The sequence below is a fragment of the Ideonella lacteola genome (genome assembly GCF_038066555.1).
Lineage (GTDB): Bacteria > Pseudomonadota > Gammaproteobacteria > Burkholderiales > Burkholderiaceae_C > Ideonella > Ideonella lacteola.
Genome location: NZ_JBBUTG010000022.1, coordinates 19,263 through 38,947, shown reverse-complemented (window position 1 = coordinate 38,947; position 19,685 = coordinate 19,263). Strand labels below are relative to the sequence as shown.

Here is a 19,685-nt window from a genome sequence, read left to right as displayed (position 1 = left end):
GCCGCCTCGTGGCGCTACGAGATTTCGTAGCCGATCACGAAAGTTGACCTTCAAGCCTTGCGGCGGCTGCGCCGCTGTGCGTGAATCGCAGCCCTCGGGCCGCGCCTGGCGGCGTCCGGCCTGTCGGTGGCCCGGCCATGCCGGGTTCGGCAGGCACGCTGGGCCCGCCAAGAAAGGACGCCGCGAGATGAATGAACCGCTGCCGGCCGACCGCTGGCAACAGATCAAGCGCCTGCTGGCCGACGCGCTTGAACAGCCGGCCGACCTGCGCCAGGCCTACGTGGCCGACCAGGCGGGTGACGATGCCGAGCTGCTGGCCGAGCTGAACGCACTGCTCGCCGCCGCAGAACCTTCGCGCAGCCTGCTGGACGAGCCGCCCGCCGAGCTGGCGCTCGACGCCCTGGAGGCCATCGACGAGCAGAACACCCGGCCGTGGCTGGGCCGTCGCCTGGGCGCCTTTCGCCTCGTGTCGCTGATCGCCCAGGGCGGCATGGGCCAGGTCTACCTGGGCGAGCGGGCGGATGGTCAATACGAGCAACAGGTGGCCGTCAAGCTGATGCGGCAGAGCCTGTTCGACCCGGCCCAGGTCGAGCGCTTCAAGGCCGAGCGCCAGATCCTGGCCAGCCTGGATCACCCCAATCTCGCCAAAGTGCTGGACGGAGGCATCACCGAAGAAGGCCTGCCCTACTTCGTGATGGAACGCGTGGTGGGCGCGCCGATCGACGAGTACGCCCGGCGCCATCAACTGGATGTGCCAGCCCGCCTGGCGCTGTTTCGTACCGTCTGCGCGGTGGTGCACTACGCGCACCAGAAGGGCGTGGTGCACCGCGACCTGAAGCCGGCCAACATCCTGGTCACCGAGCAGGGGGTGGTGAAGCTCGTCGACTTCGGCATCGCCAAGCGGGTGGATGAGCCGGCGGCGGAAGCCACGGCGACACGCCTGCGGGTGATGACCTTGTCCTACGCGAGCCCCGAGCAGGTGCGTGGCGAGCCGGTCACGCCCGCCAGCGATGTCTATTCGCTGGGGGTCGTGTTGTACCGGCTGCTCACGGAAAGCAGCCCCTATCCGGGCGATGCCACCCAAAGCGACTTCACCCTCAGCCAGGCCATCTGCGACACCGAGCCCACTCCGCCCAGCGATGTGGCCAGCCTGCCTTGGGCGGCGCGTCAGCGGCTGCGGGGCGACCTGGACGCGGTCGTGATGATGGCCTTGCGCAAGCAGGCCTCGCACCGCTACGCCAGCGTCGAGCAACTGTCGGACGATCTCTTTCGCCACCTCGAAGGCCTGCCGGTGCAAGCGCGCCGCGGCGCCTGGAGCTACCGGGCCAGTCGCTTCGTCGTGCGGCATCGCGCGGCGATGGGCGCGGCCGTGGTCGCCAACCTGGCGCTGGTGCTGGGCCTGAGCCTGGCGGCCTACGAAGGCATTGAGGCGCGGCGCCAGAAAGAGCGTGCCGAGGCGCATTTCGCGAGCGTCCGCGCGCTGGCCAACATGCTGGTGTTCGACGTGCACCGGGCGATCGAGCAGTTGCCCGGCTCCACACCGGCGCGGCAGCTGATCGTGAAGAACGCGTTGACCTACCTGGAACGGCTGAGCGCCGAAGCCCGTGACGACGCCCAGCTGAAGGTAGAGCTGGCCACCGGCTACCGCCAGATCGGCGACATCCAGGGCGGCCCGTTCGGCTCGAACCTGGGCGATCCGAAGGGTGCACGGGCCAGCTATGAGCGCGGCCTGGCGCTGCTGGATCCGCTGTTGGCAGAGCCGCTGCCCCCCACCACCGCCGCGGCGGTATCGGCAGAGATCGCACGCACCGCCCGCATGCTCGCCGCCGTGCTGGCGTCGCAAGGTGATTCGAAAGCCGCACGGGCGCAGGCCGAACACGGCGTCGAGGTCACCCGGCGGCGCCTGGCGGTCGACCCGACGGATCAGACGGCCGCACGCAACCTCGCCACCTTGATGGGCGTGCTCGCGCAGATCCACCTGTTCGCGGGGGACGAGGCCGCCTTCAAGCCCACGATCGAAGAAGCCATCCGCCTGCTGGAACAGCAGCACCGGCTCACGCCCGACGATGTCTCCATCGGCGGCAACCTCGCGAGCATGTACGGCATGCGGGCCCAGCAACTGCAGCAGGTGCCCGGCATGCCCGAGACCGCCCAGGCCGCCCTGGCCGACTTGAAGCGCAGCGCCGAGGTGCTCGAGACCCTGCTGAAGGCCCATCCCGATGCCACGATCGTCAAGGCCAACCTGGCGGTGGTGCACGATCACACCGGCTATGCCCTGCGCGAGCTCGATCGCATCGACGAGGCGGTCGCCGCCTACCAACGGGCGGTGGCGGTGCTGCAGCCGATGGTCGAGAAAGACCCGGACAACGTCATGCTGCGCATCGACTACGGCACCTTCAACGGCGAGCTGTCCAACGCGCTGGTCGAGGCCGGTCGGGCCGCGCCGGCGGTCGAAGCCAGCCGGCTCGCCCTCGAAGCGTTCGACAGGGTGCCCGAGGAGGCCCGAAGCAACGTGGTGACGCTGCGCGACCACGGCATGACGCACCTGTTCATGGCGGATGCCCTGCAGTTGCGCGCCAAGAGTGCTGGCAGCCCCTCCGCAGCGCGGGCCGACCGGGCCGAGGCCTGCCGTCACCTGCGCCGCAGCGATGAGTTGCTGCAGTCGCATCGCCGGCAGTTCACCGACAACAGCGCCGGCTTGCCGGACCTGAAAGACCGCCTGGCGGACTGCCCCTGAGGCCAACGGGGGTCTCCCCGCGGCCCGTCAGCGCTACTTCAGCGCCACTCCAGGTGAACCAGCTTGAACCCGTGGTGCTGCAGCGCCTGCAGCATCGAGGGCAGCGCCGCCGCCGTCTGGTCCTGGGCGTCGTGCAGCAAGATGATGCCGCCGCCGGTTTCCTGCAGACGCTTGATCAGGCGCTCGGTCAGCATGGCGGGCGTCTGGTCGGGCAGCCAATCCTCGACGCCCACATCGACAGAGAACACGGTGATGCGCGCGGCGGCCAGCGCCTCGCGCAAGGGCGGTGTCTCTTCGAGGAACGGGAATCGATACGCCGCGGGCTCGGTGCCGAACACCTGGCGGTACGCCTGCTGCATCTGCCGCAAGTCGTCGAGTTGGCGCTCGGGCGACAACTGCGGGAAATGGTGATGCACAAAGCCGTGCATCGCCGCGGTGTGCCCCTGGGCCACCAGCTCACGCGCCAGGTCGGGTGCACGCAACAGCGGCTCGCCGTTCATGAAGAAGGTGGCCCGTGCGCAGTGTCGTGCCAGTGCCTTCAGCACGAGCGGGGTGCTCTCCGGCCGCGGGCCGTCGTCGAAGGTCAGCACCACTTCACCGCGCTGCAGCCCCAGCGCCGGATGCTGGGCCCGGCCGTAGGCAGCCGCCTCGCGGGGCATCGCCATGATGCGCGAGGTTCCCAGTGCCAGCGGGCCACACTCCCCGTTGGCCGGGTCGGCGGCACCGGCCTGCGCAGCGCCTGCCCCCAACGACAGCGTGAACGACAGCGTGGCCAGACACTTCGTGGCCCGATGCATGGTGCTGCCCAAGGCGCCTCTTTGGAAACCGCGAGACTCAGCCATGCACAGCGCCCTTTCCCGTGTCGGTGGTGTCTCCCCATTCGCGGTGCGGGAACGGAGCCCGCCACGCCAGCAGGATCGGCGGGATGGACGCCGCCAGCACGAACGCGAAGAAGCTCAGGTACTGGTGCCCGAACCAGGCAAACACCCAGCCGCTGACCGTGCCCGTGGCCCACTTCGTCATGGCCATCACGCCGGTGGCGAAGGCGTAGTGCGTCATCTTGAACGGGCCCGGCGCGATCTGCTGCATCATGTAGAGCATGTGGCCGACCGAGCCCATGCCGAACCCGAATTTCTCCACCGCCACCACCGTGCCGATCCACAGCGGATCGGTCGGCAGCGCCCAGGCCAGGTAGAAGTAGGTCAGGTGCGGCAGGTTCAGCACCAGCGCCAGCAGGAAGAACGATCGGGGCAGTGTGCGCTGGGCCACCAGGAAGCCGCCCACGAACGCGCCGGCGATGAAGGCCAGCGTGCCGGCCGTGCCGTTGATGAAGCCGAGCGACTCGTTGTTCAGGCCCAGGCCGCCTTGCGAGGCGGGATCGAGCAGGAACAGCGGACCGAACTTTTCGACGAAGCCTTCGCCGAAACGGTAGAAGAAGACGACGGCCAGCATCATCCAGATGCCGGGCTTCTGGAAGAAGCTGACCCACGAGTCGCGCAACGCCACGAAGGCCGCGCCCACGCCCTGCCCTTGCACCGCCGAAGGCGCACCGACCGGCAAAGTGCGCAGGTGCCACAAAGCGAAGGCGCCCATCACGAACGCGGTGCCGAACATCACCAGCATCCAGCAATGCACCCATGAGAGCCCCAGGCCGTTGTGCAGCCAGCCGGTCAGCGACACCAGCAGCCCCGAGGCGATCACCGCGCCCATGTTCCAGCACATGCCCTGCAAGCCGGCGTAGCGCGCCTGATCGCGCAAGGGCATCGTCGTCATGAAGACGCCGTCGGCGACGATGTCCTGCGTCGCCGACGCAAAGCCGGTGACCCAGAAGAACGCCAGCGACATGCGGAAGAAGTCGTCCAACGGCAGGCAGAAGGCCGCCAGCCCGAGCGAGGCCATCATCGTGAACTGCATCGCGATGACCCACCAGCGCTTGGTCTTGAAGGGCTCCAGCAGCGGTGACCACAGCGGTTTGAGCACCCAGGGCAGGTACATCTGCGAGGTGTAGAACGCGATGTCCTCGTTGGAGACGCCCAAGTTCTTGTAGATGATGGCCGCCACCACGCCCACCGTCACGTTGGGCAGGCCCATCGCCAGGTACAGCGTCGGCACCCAGCTCAGCGGGTGGCGTGCCGGCGCCTCGGACGCCGCGGCATGGGCCCGCGAGGAGACGGGCAGCTCGTTGCTCAATTCACTCATGGTCGCGGGGATCCAGTCTGGGGGCTGAGGCCCGCATCGGGCGCGGGGGTCAAGACCTGCAACGCGGCGGCCACGTAGGCCAGCGGCGCATTCCAGTTGATAGCCACCTCATTGCTGGCGTAGCTGCAGTCGTGGTCGAGGTACGAGCGAGCCGGGATGTCCGACGGGTACGGTACCGGGCAGTGCGCGGCGTCGTTCAGCCCCGGGTTCGGGCCGCCGGCCAGGAAACCGGGCACGGGCGCAGCCACCCCATCGGCCATCGAAGGCCGATGGTGCGGCTGCTGGGTGGAGCGCGTGCCGAAGCCTGTCACCATGCTGATGCCCACGGCGTTGCGGCCCAGCACATAGTCGAGCAGCGACTGGGCCGCATCGAGCTGGGCCCGCTCGCCGCCCAAGCGATAGCCCTGCAGCAGCATCAGCGCCTGGTTCAGGGCGCCTGAATTGCTGCCCCACACCAGGTCGGACGCCTGCAGGCTGACGCGGTAAGCCGAGCCTCGCCAGGCCGCCGCCAAGGCCTCGGCCTGGGCCCGGATGCGGCGTTCGATCAGCGCGCGGTCGGCCGCGGGGGTGAGCCGGTCTCGGTGGTGCGCGAGCGACACCCAGGCCAGCGGTGCGACGCTGCCCCATGAGGGCACACCCGCCAAAGCGTCCGGCGCGGCATCGCCGGCCTTTTGCAAGGCCTGGCGCAACTCCGCCCAGTAGCGGTCGTCGCGCGTGGTGATGTACAGCTCGGCGGCCGCCCAGACGAACTCGTCGGCCAGGTGCTCGTCATCGTAGGCACCGGTGTGCACATCAGCGGGCTGCCGATAGGCGATGTTCGGATGCGCCTGGGCCCACTGCCACGCGGCCTCGGCGGCGGCCTGCATGCGCGCCGAGAGGCCCGGGCGTGCCGCTTCGTACGCCGCCAACACGCGGCTGGCGGCGGCCATCACCGCAGCGAAATCGAGCGCCGCCGCAGTGGTCTTCTGCACCACATAGCGCGGCGCGTTCGACTGATGCGGCATCACCGCCCCATCAAAACTCTTGTCGGTGAGCTTGTGGTAGACGCCGCCGTCGGCCGGATCCTGCATCTGCAGCATCCAATCGAGGTTCCACAGCGTTTCGGCGAGCACATCGGGCACTGCGCCGCCGCTTTCCGGGATGTTCAGCGTCTGCTGGCGAAACCAGGCCGGATAGTGCTCGTAGGCTGCGAGCAGGGTGTATGTCGAGATGCCTGAGTTGACGATGTACTTGTTGTAGTCGCCCGCGTCGTACCACCCCTTCGCCGCGCTGATGACTGCGCCTTCGGGCCGGGTCGGCCCGGCGGCCGAGGCGTGCACCCGCACCTCCGTGTCGGGGTGCCCGGCGGGCCGCGCATAGGCCCCGGCGTGCTGCGGCAGCAGCGCCGTGCTGGCCCGGTTGAAGTAAAACGCCTTCAGGCTGGCCGCGCTCAAAGGCCCATAGGCCTGGGCGTCGATCGTGAAAACGGCCGAATCGCCCGCACCCTCGGCACGCAGGCGATAGCGCCCCGGCCGCGTCAACGCGCTGAAATCGGCCAGTTGCACCGAGGCATGGGCCAGAGGCCAGACGGCCGGTGCGCCCAACTCGCCTTCGAACGCGACCTGGCCGGTGCCCGCCTCGACCACGCTGAAGCGCCGGGCAACGGCCGGGGCGGCCCCGTTCCCCTCCACGATGCCCGGCGGGATGGCCGGCACGGCCGCCATCTTGGCCGCCCCCGGCAGATAGCCCACCTGGTTCAGCTGGATCTCGTGCGCACCGGGCTGCGCGAGGTCAGCGCGCTGGCCCACCCCTGCGGCGCGCTCGGGCTGCAGCGTGACCAGCACGACGTCGTTGCTTCGCATCGGCACCGTCCAGCGCAGCGTGCCAGAGCCGTCCACCGTCACGAGGCGGTCCACCTCGGGCTTGTCCTGCGTCTGGCTCTGCAACCGGCGCAACTGCTCGGCGCTCAAGTTGGGCGGCGAGCCCATCTCGAAGTACAGCGTCTGCGCGTCATTGCTGCGGTAACCGGTGCGCTGCACCAGGAGCCGGTAGCGCCCCGGCGCCAGGTGCTGCCACTTGAACGCCACCGGGTTCGAGGCGACAGACGGAATCGGCCGGCCGAAGAAGCTGCGGTTGGTGGCCTTGTCACCGCTCTGGTCGGGCGGCTGCCAATCCCACACCACCGCCGCCACACGGTGACCATCGGCGGCCGCGAGTACGGCCGCATCGGTGACGGGGATGTCCTTGCCACGCAGTGCGTTGAGGTACTTGTAGGCAAAGAACGCCGGCTTGCGTACGCCCTCTCGCGTCAACAGCCCGAAGCCGCCGTGGAACGGCGTGGGCGGAGGCCCGGCCTCCTCGAACAGATCACTGTAGGTCCAGTAGCTCATCGCCTGCGCCAGGCCACGCGTGGCGCGCAGCTTGGTGAGGATCCACGGCGCGCTGATGTAGCTGTCGTGGACCAGGTCGCGCGGGTTGTAGCTGGTGCTCCATTCGGTGATGTAGAGCGGGATGCCCGGGAACGGCGAGGCCTCGATCTGCGCCCTCACCCGCCGCACATCGCCGATGATCGAATCGGGGTGGGGCGAGAGCTTGCGGTCGTCCTGGCCGTACTCGTCCAGGAAGCCGTGGTCGACGCCGTAGGTGTGCGTGGTGACGAAGTCCACCGGCGTTTCGTGGGCCTTGGCGTAGGCCAGGAACTCGGGCACCCAGGCGGCCCCGGCCGTGGACGGCCCGCCCACCCTGAGGCGGCTGTCGATGCGCTTGATGGCGCGCGCCGTGGCCGCGTAAAGCTCGAAGTAGGCCGGCTGGTCGGCACGCTCCCAGAAGCCATCAAGGTTCGGCTCGTTCCACACCTCGAAGGGCCACTTGCGAACCTCATCGGCACCGTAGCGCTGGATGAGATGGCGCACGAAGGCATCGACGAGCGTCACCCAGGCCTGCCGGCGCGGGTGCGAGGTGTTGCCCTTCCAGTAGAAGATGGTCTGCTGCGAGGTGGCCAGCGCCTGCGGGGTGAAGCCGAGCTCGACGAAGGGGCGGATCCCCCGCGACAACAGATCGTCGTACAGCCGATCGATCGCGGAGAAGTCGTGCACCGTGCGCCCGCCCTCCACTTTCACCGCCCCCATCACGTCATGGAAGAGAGCATGAAAGCGGATGGAGCGGAAGCCCAGCTCGTCGACCGCCGTCTTCAACTGCGCCAGGCTGTCGTCTCGCCGCAGCGTGCCGGGGAAGTCCGCGCCCACCGAGAGATCGAAGAAGCGATCGACCGGCTGCTGGGCGGTCGAAAGATCCAGGGTGATCTGGCGGGGGGCGTCGGCGGCATTCACGGTCATGGCAGCGGCAAGACAGCACGCGATGGCCAGCGCACAGGCCCGGCCGCGTTGAAACAAGCGCATGGATCAGTTCACCTCGAAGGCCAGCCAACCACCGTCGGCCTGCACGGCGCTGCGGCGGCCATCGACCAACAGACACCAGTCATACAGGGCCCCCTCGGTGACGCGGGCGGTGTAACGCGCCCCCTCACGCAGCACATCACCGCGCGCCGCGATCCGCCCGTCTGGCGAAGGCACCACGAAGGGCACCCGTGCGCCGTCGTCCAGCGCGAACACCCGCAACGACAGGCCGCGCGTGTAGTCGTAGTCCGCGCGCTCGTCTTCCGCGCCCCAGGGCAGCACCGTGTTGGGCGGCACATACAGCGGCAGGCTGAGGAAGCCGTGCTGCTCGCGGTGCCAGCGGCCACCGGCCTGCTGCTCGCCGCTGATCAGGTGCGTCCAACGGCCGGCGCCTTGACCGGGCAGGTAGACATCGACCTCACCGCTTTCGGTGAACACCGGCGCCACCAGCAGCGATTCGCCCAGGTGGTACTGCCGGTCGAGCGTGGCGCACGCCGGGTCGTCAGGGTGCTCGACCACCATCGCCCGCATCACCGGAACGCCGGTATCGCAGGCCTCGATCGCCTTGGCGTAGAGGTAAGGCATCAGGCGGTGCTTGAGCCGGGTGAACGCCCGCAGCACGTCACAGCTTTCCTCGTCCACCAGCCAGGGCACCCGGTACGAGCTGCTGCCGTGCAGGCGGCTGTGGGAAGACAACAGGCCGAACTGGATCCACCGCTTGTAGACGGCCGGTGGCGGGTTGCCCTCGAAGCCGCCGATGTCGTGGCTCCAGAAGGCGAAGCCGCAGGCGGTGAGCGACAGGCCGCCACGCAGGCTCTCGGCCATCGACTCGAAGTTGGACCAGCAATCGCCGCCCCAGTGCACCGGGAAGCGCTGGCCCGATGCATAGGTCGATCGGGCGAAGACCACCGCATCCGCCCCCCGCACCTCGCGCAGCAGATCGAACACCACCTCGTTGTAGCGCAGCGCGTAGAGGTTGTGCATCTCCACCGGATCCGACCCATCGTGGTAGACCACGCCCTCGCTGGGAATGCGCTCACCGAAGTCGGTCTTGAAGCAATCCACGCCCATCGCCAGCAGGCGCCGCAAATGGCCCTGGTACCAGGCCACGGCCGCAGGGTTGGTGAAGTCGACGATCGCCATGCCGGGCTGCCAGAGATCGGTCTGCCAGGTCAGGCCCGATCCTTGCCGCTTCAGGAAGTAGCCCTCACGCACGCCTTCGGCGAAGAGCGGCGACTTCTGGGCCACATACGGGTTGATCCAAAGGCTGATCCGCAGGCCCTTGGCCTTCAGGCGGGCCAGCATGGCTTCGGGTTCGGGGAAGCCGCGGCGGTCCCATTCGAAATCGCACCACTGGAATTCGCGCATCCAGAAGCAGTCGAAGTGGAACACCGACAACGGCAGGTCTCGCCGCTTCATCTCGTCGATGAAGTGCGTGGCGGTGGCCTCGTCGTACTGGGTGGTGAACGAGGTCGTCATCCACAGGCCGAAGCTCCAGGCCGGTGGCAAGGGCGCCCGGCCGGTCAGCGCCGTCAGCCGCTGCAGCACGGCCTTCGGGTGGGGGCCCGCGATCACGCAGTAGTCGATGCTCTCGCCCTCGCGGCTGAACTGCACCCGCGTGGTCTTCTCGGAGGCCACCTCGAACGACACCGGGCCCGCCTCGTTGACCAGCACGCCGTAGCCGCGGCTGGAGAGGTAGAACGGCACCGATTTGTAGGCCTGCTCGCAGGCCGTGCCGCCGTCCTTGTTGGTGTTTTCGACCACCTGGCCGTTCTTCACCCACGGTGTGAAGCGCTCACCCAGGCCATAGACCGATTCGCCCACCTGCAGCGTCAACTGCTCGTGGACATACGCCGTCTTGTGGCCGCGGTCGCCCGCCCACTGGATGTAGCCCAAGCTGCGCCAATCGCTGCGGGTGAGCACCCGGTCGCCTTCGCGGAAGGTGAGGTTCCAGCCCTCGCCTTTCTTCAGCTCGACCGTCAACGCGCCGGTGGTCAGCGTGGCATGCGTGCTGTTCTCGCCGGTGCGAACGGCGGGCTGGTGGGCGCCCGGCATCGGCACATGCAGGCGCCGCGGCTGAGACGCCGAGAAATGCTCGACGCTGACACGCACCACCCCTTCCAGCGGCGAGCTGATGGTGACGGTCAGCGTGGGGCCCTGCAGCGTGTCGCCACGGTGCTTGATCGGGCGGGTGGTGGCCAGGACGACCAACCTGTCGGGGTGGATCTCGACGGCATAGGCCTCGGCTGCGTAGTGCGCCGTGACCCCGGGCTGGAGCATCCATTGCCCATCGGTGAACTTCATACTCGGTCAGAACGGTTGGAACGGGGTGGAGGACAGGAAACACCAACGCGCCGCCCCCAATGTGCAGCGCGGCGGCAATGCGGTTCAGTGGGGCATCGATGCGGGCCGCGGCATCGCCACCGGCGGCGCCGCAGCGAACTGGGCGATGAAGTCGCCGTGGTCGGGCATGCCCGCCACCGTGCCGGCGATGGCACGGCGCACCCGCTCAAGGTGGGTGCGCAGGGCGTCGCCGTCGAAGCGGTCGAGCCAGGGGTCTCGGCTCTGGGGCACGACACCGAGCCCCATCAGCAGCGAGAACCACGACGGCTCGGAGAAACCCTCGCGATCGAGGATGACGATGCGGCCCGCGGCGCGGAACAGCTCGATCTGATGCCGCAACGTGTCGGGGATGGGCATCGCCGCGCAGTAGCGCCAGAACTCGCTGTCGTCGCGCCGGGTGAGCTTGTAGTGCAGCACGATGAAATCGCGGATCGACTCGTACTGCGCCTGCATGCGGCGGTTGTACTCGGCCGCCAGCGCGGGGTGGAAATCGCGGTCGGGCATCAGCTCTACCAGGCGGCCGACGCCGTCCATGATGAGCTGGATGCTGGTCGACTCCAGCGGCTCGAGAAACCCCGAAGCCAGGCCGACGGCCACGACATTCTTGACCCAGGCCTGCCGCCGACGCCCGGTGGTGAAGCGCAATTGCCGGGGTTCGTCGAGTGCCTCGGTGTCCAGGCCGTCCAGCAGGACACGGCTCGCCTCGGCATCGCTGGTGAACTGGTTGCAGTAGACGTGGCCGTTGCCGGTGCGGTGCTGCAGCGGGATGCGCCACAGCCAGCCGGCCGAGCGGGCGGTGGAGGTGGTGAAGGGTGTCAGGCTCGGCGCCCGGGCGCTCGGCACCGCCTGCGCGCTGTTGCACGGCAGCATGGCGCTCCAGTCTTCGTAGCCGGCCTTCATCACCCCTTCGATCAGCAGGGCCCGGAAGCCCGAGCAATCGAGAAACAGATCGCCGTCGATCCGCCGGCCATCCTGCAGGCGCACCGCGGCCACGAATCCATCCGTGTCACGCAACTCGACGTCAACGATCGTGCCCTCGATACGCACGGCGCCGCGCTGCATCGCGTAGTCGCGAAGGTAGGCGGCGTACAGGCCGGCATCGAAGTGGAAGGCGTAGGAAAAGGCGTTGCCGGCCGACGGCGGGCCGCTTTGCGGCAGCGTGAAACGGTTTTGCCGCGCCATCACGGTGGCGGCCGACCAGTCTTCATGCGACGGCAGCCCCGTCATGCCGCTGAGCCGCAGTCGCAGCCACAGCATGTGGCCCGCCATGCCGTCCACCGCGGGGCCGAACTCACCAAAGCCGTGGAAGAAGCGGTTGCCCAGGTGCCCCCAACCCTTGAACTCGATGCCGAGCTTGAAGCTCGCCTGGGTGTTCTTGATGAAGTCGGCGTTGTCCAGCCCCAGGGCCTGGTTGTAGAAGCGGATGGTGGGCAGTGTGGCCTCGCCCACGCCGATGGTGCCGATGTCGGGCGACTCGATGAGCACGACCTCGCATCGCTGGCCCGGCCCCTGGCACAGGCGCTGCGCCAGCGGCGCGGCGGCCATCCACCCTGCGGTGCCGCCGCCCACGATCACGATCTTGCGAATGGCCTTGCCGTCCATCACCAGTGTCTCCAACCCGGCCCTGTCGGACAGGCCTTGTGTGCATAGCCGCACATCTTTGGCGCCCCGGCCTTCGGTATCGATAGGTGTTTACACGGCTTTAGTTCGTTCGACCACCGAACTAATATCGCCTCCATTCCAATCGACAACAACGGAGACAACCACTTGCTTGCCGAAGCGCCTGGCAGCTCGTCCGCCACGCCCAATCAGCAAATGCTGAAGGACATCAACCGCATGGCGCTGGTGAGGCATTTGTGCGCTCACCCGGGCCTGTCGCGCGCCGATCTGGCCACCGCCGTCGGTCTGACCAAATCCACCGTCAGCATGCTGGTGCGCGAGCTGCTCGACGAAGGCTGGCTGGTCGAGCGTGAGGTGGTGGCCACCGGCGATCTGGGCCGCCGCCCGACTCCCTTGTTCATCGACCCCTCTCGCCTGCTGCTGCTGGGCGCCGAGGTGGGCATTGAAACCATCCGCGTGGTGGCCACCTCGCTGACCGGCGAGGTCCTGGCCCGCACGGTGGCCAACCACGGCACCACCGCCAAGGCCTGCATCTCGGCGCTGGCCACCGCCTTGAACAAGCTGCGCAAGCAGTTGGATGAAAGCCAGCACCAGATCATCGGCATCGGCGTCGGCCTGCCCGGCGGCGTGGACGAAGCGCGTGGTTTCCTCCACTTTGCACCCAATTTGCAATGGCGTGATGTGCCTTTCGGCGCCCAGCTGACCGAAAAGCTCGCCGGCACCTCGCTCGAAGGCGTGCCGCTGTTCGTGCAGAACGAGGCCGATGTGGCCGCGATCGGCGAGCTCGAGTTCAACCCGGCGCGCGCCTCCAACCCCTTGCTCTATGTGAGCATCAACCAGGGCGTGGGCGCCGGCGTGATCGTGGGCGACCGGCTGCTCACCGGCAGCCGGGGGTTCGCCGGCGAGGTGGGCCACATCGTCTTGCAGATCAACGGGCCGCAGTGTTCGTGTGGCCGGCGCGGCTGCGCCGAGGCCTTGATCGGCCTTCGCGCGCTGTCCCGCTCTACCGAGGGCGAAGAAGCCGCGCCGCTTGCCGAGTTGCGCCAGCGGTTGGCCGATGACGACTCCGAGACCGCCCGCGCGGTGAAGAAGGCGGGCAGCTACCTCGGCGTGCTGCTGCAGAACCTCTCGGCGGCCTACGACCCCGCCTGCATCGTGCTGGGCGGATCGGTGGTGGAGTTGGGCGACGTCTTCCTGCAGCCGGCCCTGAAAACGCTGAACGACTACGCCGCGGCCGCCAACCTGGAACCGACCTCCGTGCAGGTGTCGCGTTTCGGTGCCGATGCGGTGGCCGTGGGCGCTGCCGCGCTGGCGCGCTACCACCTCACACGCCCGCTGGCCGGGCACTGAGCAAGGCGGCGCGCTCCTCCCCTCGTCCCCTTCACCGGTTTTCAGATGTATTTCGGAATCGACCTCGGCACTTCGGAAGTCAAGGGCCTGCTCGTGGGGCCCGACGGGCGCATCGTGGCCCAGGCCGGCGAACCACTGGACGTGTCCCGTCCGCAGGCACTGTGGTCCGAACAGGATCCGGCCGCCTGGTGGGCCGCCACAGAAACAGTCGTCGCCAAACTGCGCGAGGCGCAGCCTCTGGCCTGGGCGCAGGTGCGCGCCGTGGGCCTGTCCGGCCAGATGCACGGTGCCGTGCTGCTGGGCGCCGCCGATGAGGTCTTGCGGCCCGCCATTCTCTGGAACGATGGCCGCAGCCACGCGGAATGCGACGAGCTGACTGCAGCCGCGCCACGACTGCACCAGTTGGCGGGCAACCTGGCGATGCCCGGCTTCACCGCGCCCAAGCTGCTGTGGTTGCGCAAGCATGAGCCCGACACCTACGCGCGGGTGCGCACCGTGTTGCTGCCCAAGGACTACCTCGCCTTCATGCTGACCGGCGACAAGGTCGGCGACCCCTCCGATGCCTCGGGCACCTTGTGGCTCGATGTCGCAGCGCGAGACTGGTCCGACGAGCTGCTGGCCGCCACCGGCCTGTCGCGCGCCCACATGCCACGCCTGGTCGAAAGCGACCGGCCGGCCGGTGTGCTGCGGCCGGCGCTCGCCCACGCCTGGGGCCTGCGAGGCGAGGTCGCCGTGGCCAGCGGTGCCGGCGACAACGCGGCCAGCGCCATCGGCATCGGCGCCAACCGGCCCGGTGACGGATTCATCTCGCTGGGCACCTCGGGCGTGCTGTTCGTCGTCAACGACCGCTTCCGCCCGAACCCTGCCTCGGCCGTCCACGCCTTCTGCCACGCCCTGCCCGGTCGTTGGCACCAGATGAGCGTGATGCTCTCGGCCGCCAGCTGCCTGCGCTGGTTCACGCGCCTGAGCGGCGCCGCCAACGAAGCCGCCCTGCTGGCCGAGGTGGCCGCCCTGCCTGCCACCAGCTTCGCCGCCGCGCCACTGTTCCTGCCCTACCTCGCCGGCGAACGCACCCCGCACAACGACGCCTTCGCCCAGGGCACGTTGCACGGCCTCACCCACGAAAGCACCCGCGCCAGCTGCGCCTACGCCGTGCTGGAGGGCGTGGCTTTCGGCCTGGCCGATGGTCTGGCAGCGCTGCAGGCGGCGGGCACGCAGGTCTCGCGTCTGTCGCTGGTGGGCGGCGGCGCCCGCAGTGGCCTGTGGGCACAGCTGATCGCCGATGTGCTGGATGTCGAGATCGTGGTGCACACCGGCGCCGAAGCGGGCGGCGCGCTGGGCGCCGCGAGGCTCGCCTGGCTGGCCACCGGCGCAGACGAGGCCACCGTCTGCACCAAGCCCGATGTCACGGCCCGGTATCAGCCCGATTCAGCCCGCCATGCCGCCCTCGGCGCGCGCCTGCAGCGCTTTCGCGCGCTGTACCCCGCTGTCCAGTCCCTGAACCCGCGCGGAGCGGCCTGACGCCCGCGCACTCTTTCGCCGATCATGAAGCGCTACTTCGAACACATCGCCCCTATCACCTACCGCGGGCCCGACGCGACCGAGCCGCTGGCTTTCCGCCACTACGACAAGGACCGCGTGGTGCTCGGCAAGCGCATGGAAGACCACCTGCGCTTTGCCGTCTGCTACTGGCATACCTTCTGCTGGAACGGGCTCGACCCCTTCGGCTTGGGCACGTTCCAGCGCCCCTGGTTCGAAGGCGGCTCGCCGATGGAGCTGGCGATGCAGAAGACGGACGCCGCGTTCGACTTCTTCTCCAAGCTGGGCGCGCCGTACTACTGCTTCCACGACCGCGACGTGGCCCCGGAAGGCGCCAACCCGCGCGAGAGCCAGGACAACTTCCGCCGCATGGTCGAGGTGCTCGGCCTGCAGCAGGAACGCACCGGCATGAAGCTGCTGTGGGGCACGGCGAATCTGTTCAGCCACCGTCGCTTCATGAGCGGCGCGGCCACCAACCCGGACCCGGCCATCTTCTCGCTGGCGGCGTTGCAGGTGCGTGATGCGATGAACGCCACGAAGGAACTCGGCGGCGAAAACTATGTGTTGTGGGGGGGTAGAGAGGGATACGAAACGCTGTTGAACACCGATCTCTCACGCGAGATGGATCAGCTCGGCCGCTTCCTCACGATGGCGGTGGAGCACAAGCACAAGATCGGGTTCAAAGGCACCATCCTCATCGAGCCCAAGCCCCGCGAACCCAGCAAGCACCAGTACGACTTCGACACCGCCACCGTCTACGGATTCCTGGTGCGTTATGGCCTGGACAAGGAGGTCAAGGTCAACATCGAGGCCAACCACGCCACGCTCTCGGGCCACAGCTTCGAGCACGAGATCGCGACCGCGGCTTCGCTCGGCATTCTGGGCAGCATCGACATGAACCGAGGCGACCCGCAGCTCGGCTGGGACACCGACCAGTTCCCCCACAACGTGCCTGAGACCGCGCTGGCGCTCTACCACATCCTCCAGGCGGGCGGCCTGGGCACGGGCGGCCTGAACTTCGACGCGAAGGTGCGCCGCCAGTCGATCGACGCGGAAGACCTCTTCCACGGCCACATCGGCGGCATGGACGTGTGCGCCAAGGCGCTGCTGATCGCCGAACAGATGATCGAGCACGGCCTGCTGAAGGCCGCCGTCGACGCACGCTACGCCGGCTGGAACACGCCGCAGGCGAAGGACATCCTCGCCGGCCGGGTGCCGCTCGATGAACTGGCCGACGCGGCGCTGTCGCGCAACCAGGACGTGGCCCCTGTGTCGGGCCGCCAGGAATACCTCGAAAACCTCGTCAATCGCTTCTGCGGGGCCTGATCTCTCGGGCACTCGCACACCCATAAGGAGCGCCGCGCGGGGACGAGCCGCGTCGAAGCGCTCCAACGGCTTGAGGAATGTGCCGGACAGCCGCCGGCGCAGCACATGTGGTCCCGCGAGGGATGTGTCTGAACCACCAAAGAAAGATAGAGATGAGACAAGTTCAGAAGACAACGTTGTCTATCGCCGCCGCGCAGGTGGCCATGCTGTGGTGCGGAACGGGGCTGGCGCAAACCACGCCAGCCCCTGCACCGTCTGAAGAATCCACCACCGTCATCGTCAAGGGTCAGCGCGCCGCGCTGTCGTCCGCCCAGAAAGTGAAGCAGGAGGCGGAAGAAATCGTCGATTCGATCGTCGCCGATGACATCGGCAAGCTGCCCGATCGATCGGTCACCGAAGTGCTTCAGCGCATCGTCGGCGTGACCATCGACCGCACGATGGCCAAGAACGACCCCGAGCACTATTCGGTCGAAGGCTCCGGTGTGAACATCCGAGGCCTGAGCTGGGTGCGCTCAGAGCTGAATGGCCGCGATTCCTTCAGCGCCAACGGCGGCCGATCGTTGAACTTCGAAGATGTGCCACCCGAGTTGATGGCCGGCGTGGATGTCTACAAGAACCCGTCGGCCGAGCAGATTGAAGGCGCCATCGGTGGCCTGGTCAACCTGCGCACCGCCCTGCCCTTCGACTACCAGGGCTTCAAAGGCGCCCTGTCACTGCAATCGACCTACTCGCCGCTGCGCGAGAAGACTTCGCCGTCCGGATCCCTGCTGTTGTCCAACACCTGGGTCACCGAGGGTATGGGCAAGTTCGGCGCGTTGATCGACCTGGCCTACTCGGAGAGCGCGACCCGCAACGACAAGATCCAAGTCGAGCCCTACTACCCCCGCACGGACATCGTCAACGGCCAGACGGTCTTTGTGCCCAAGGGCGCGCAGTGGCGCACGGAAGACTTCGACCGAACGCGCCAGGGCGCCTACGGGGCATTGCAGTGGAAGTTTGGCGACGTCGAATCGTCGTTCACCCTCTTTCGCTCCGACTACAAGATGGATTGGATGGAGAACGCCCTGTTCGCCCAGTCCAACGCCTACAACATCACGGTGGACGATGGCGCCACCTGGGGCAAGAACGGCAACCTGATCAAGGGCACGATGCGCGCCGATGCCGACGGCGGCATCAACTTCGGCGCCGACACCCGGGTGATGACCCGTGAATCGGCCACCCAGGACCTGGGCTGGAACCTGAAGTGGAAGGCCTCTGAGCAGTGGAGCTTCAGCACCGATCTGCAGTACATCCGCGCCAACACGAACAGCTTCGATTCGACAGTGGCCACCGGCGTGCAAATGCCCAAGGAAACCATCGACCTGTCAGGCAAGCTGCCGCGCCTGATCTTCGACGACGCAGACCGCGCCCGCCTGTCCGACCCAGCCAACTACTACTGGGCGTTCACGATGGAGCACTTCGACAAAAGCAAGGCCAACGAAAAAGCGTGGCGTGCCGATGCGAAGTACAAGTTCGATGACCCGGTGCTGGTCGACCTGCGCTTTGGCGTTCGCCTGACCGACCGCGACGCCCACACGGTCAACACCGGCTACAACTGGACGCCGGTCACCCAACCGTGGATGGCCTGGTGGTACCTGGCGCCCGGCAGCCTGGCCTACCTGAACGACCCGCGCTTTGCCGACGGTGCCCATCTGCGCAGCTTCGACAACTTCTTCAATGGCCGGATGTCGATGCCGTCACTGATCTTCCCGAATGTGGAGATGGCCAGCGGCTACCCCGACAGCTACGCCACCTTGCACTCGTACGCCAAGACGCTGTGCACCGAGTACCACAACGGCGACGACAGTTCCTGCTTTGATACGTGGACCGTGCGCGACGCCTCGCAACCGCAGTACCAGAACCGCCAGAACGAGCAGACCCAGTCGGCCTACACCCAGCTTCGCTTCGCCTTCGACGACTGGCAGTACCCGGTGGATGGCAACGTCGGCCTGCGCGTGGTGAACACCCGCAACAAGGCCAACGGCTACACCGTCTTCTCGCCGGCCACCGGCGTGCCAGCTGACGCGATCGGCGTGCCGGTGCCCGAGATCGCCGCGTTCTCGCGGGCGCAGGACTACGAGCACACCTACGTCAACGTGCTGCCCAGCCTGAACCTGCGCATGAAGGCCGGCAAGGACCTGCAGTTCCGCTTCGGCTACGCCACCGGCATCTCGCGGCCCGATTTCAGCGACATGCAGGCCTACACCGAGTTGAAGCAGAGCTTCAGCGCCACGTCGATTGACGATGACAACGACCCGACCACACCGGCGATCACCCGCATCGACAGCGTCTCTCACACCGGCGAGGCCAAGGGCAATCCGATGCTCAAGCCGGTCAAGTCGCAGCAGGTGGACCTGACGGCCGAGTGGTACTTTGGCCGTACCGAATCCATCACCTTCGCCGCCTTCTACAAGCAGCTCAAGGACATCATCGTCAAACAGACGTACGTTCAGCAGCTGACCGACACCAGCGGCAACCCGCAAGACTTCGTGGTCACGGCGCCCATCAACGGCGCCAAGGGCCACGCGGCCGGCTTCGAGGTGGCCTACCAGCAGTACTTCGACATGCTGCCCGACTGGGCCAAGGGCCTGGGCTTGCAGGCCAACTACACCTTCGTCGACAGCAAGCGCCGCCTGTACAACCCGGTCTACTCGCCGTACTGCAGCGGCGGCAACACCGCGTCCAACCTCAACCTCAACCTGAACGGTTGCGACACGGATGGCCGCACCTTCGGCGACCTGCCGATCGAGGGGCTGTCACGCCACGCCTTCAACCTGGCGCTGCTGTACGACGAAGGACCGTGGTCGGCGCGGGTGGCCTACAGCTGGCGCTCGAAGTACCTGCAGGCGGTGAATGCCAACGGCACCAACGGCACCGATGGCACCGACACCAACCCCGCCAGCCCCTCCAACGGGCAGCGCAACGTGGCCTGGGCCCTGCCGACGTGGCAGGACGACTACGGCCAGGTCGATGCCGGCATCTCCTACAAGTGGAACGAGCAGTTGCAGATCGGCCTGGAAGGGCAGAACCTCACCGACTCGGTCAACAAGCAGTTGATGCAGCAGCACATCGGCCTGATGGGCCGGGCCTGGAACTCCAACGGCCCGCGCTACACGGTCACCCTGCGCTACACCTTCTGACGATCAGGCGGCCCTCGT

At 67.7% G+C, this 19,685-nt stretch carries 10 protein-coding genes; 5 read left to right on the top strand and 5 right to left on the bottom strand.

Translation table 11 applies throughout. The annotated features are described in order from the left end of the window. The first annotated feature begins 187 nt into the window (after positions 1–187). The gene (locus AACH06_RS23790) at positions 188–2,737 is read left to right on the top strand and encodes a protein kinase domain-containing protein (RefSeq protein WP_341428284.1); all 2,550 of its coding nucleotides are present in this window, start codon (positions 188–190) and stop codon (positions 2,735–2,737) included. 38 nt (positions 2,738–2,775) lie between these two features. Here AACH06_RS23790 and AACH06_RS23785 read toward each other — a convergent pair whose 3' ends face one another. The 5 genes from AACH06_RS23785 to AACH06_RS23765 form a co-directional block, all read right to left on the bottom strand. Continuing rightward, positions 2,776–3,534: a polysaccharide deacetylase family protein gene (locus AACH06_RS23785; protein ID WP_341428283.1), complete on the bottom strand. Its 759-nt coding sequence runs from the start codon at positions 3,532–3,534 to the stop codon at positions 2,776–2,778. 37 nt (positions 3,535–3,571) lie between these two features. Continuing rightward, entirely contained in the window at positions 3,572–4,936 is a 1,365-nt protein-coding gene (locus AACH06_RS23780) for an MFS transporter (RefSeq protein ID WP_341428282.1), read from the bottom strand. Beyond that, positions 4,933–8,250 (bottom strand): GH39 family glycosyl hydrolase, encoded by a 3,318-nt coding sequence (locus AACH06_RS23775; RefSeq protein WP_341428281.1) that lies wholly within the window; start codon positions 8,248–8,250, stop codon positions 4,933–4,935. The genes AACH06_RS23780 and AACH06_RS23775 overlap by 4 nt, the downstream gene beginning before the upstream one ends. A 66-nt stretch (positions 8,251–8,316) precedes the next feature. Further along, a complete protein-coding gene (gene yicI / locus AACH06_RS23770; RefSeq protein ID WP_341428280.1) occupies positions 8,317–10,614 on the bottom strand; it encodes an alpha-xylosidase in 2,298 nt (765 codons plus the stop codon). An 84-nt stretch (positions 10,615–10,698) separates the two neighbouring features. Further along, a complete protein-coding gene (locus AACH06_RS23765) occupies positions 10,699–12,255 on the bottom strand; it encodes a tryptophan halogenase family protein (RefSeq protein ID WP_341428279.1) in 1,557 nt (518 codons plus the stop codon). A gap of 165 nt (positions 12,256–12,420) precedes the next feature. Between AACH06_RS23765 and AACH06_RS23760 the strand changes: the two genes are divergently transcribed. The 4 genes from AACH06_RS23760 to AACH06_RS23745 all read left to right on the top strand — a co-directional run bounded on the left by AACH06_RS23760 (position 12,421) and on the right by AACH06_RS23745 (position 19,667). After that, positions 12,421–13,623, top strand: coding sequence for an ROK family transcriptional regulator (locus AACH06_RS23760; protein ID WP_341428278.1), 1,203 nt, complete (start codon positions 12,421–12,423; stop codon positions 13,621–13,623). Positions 13,624–13,668: 45 nt separating this feature from the next. Next, positions 13,669–15,144: a xylulokinase gene (gene xylB, locus AACH06_RS23755; protein WP_341428277.1), complete on the top strand. Its 1,476-nt coding sequence runs from the start codon at positions 13,669–13,671 to the stop codon at positions 15,142–15,144. Positions 15,145–15,168: 24 nt separating this feature from the next. Continuing rightward, entirely contained in the window at positions 15,169–16,488 is a 1,320-nt protein-coding gene (xylA, locus tag AACH06_RS23750; RefSeq protein WP_341428276.1) for a xylose isomerase, read from the top strand. 176 nt (positions 16,489–16,664) lie between these two features. Further along, complete coding sequence (locus AACH06_RS23745; protein ID WP_341428275.1) at positions 16,665–19,667, top strand: TonB-dependent receptor; 3,003 nt, start codon at positions 16,665–16,667, stop codon at positions 19,665–19,667. The last annotated feature ends 18 nt before the right edge of the window (positions 19,668–19,685 follow it).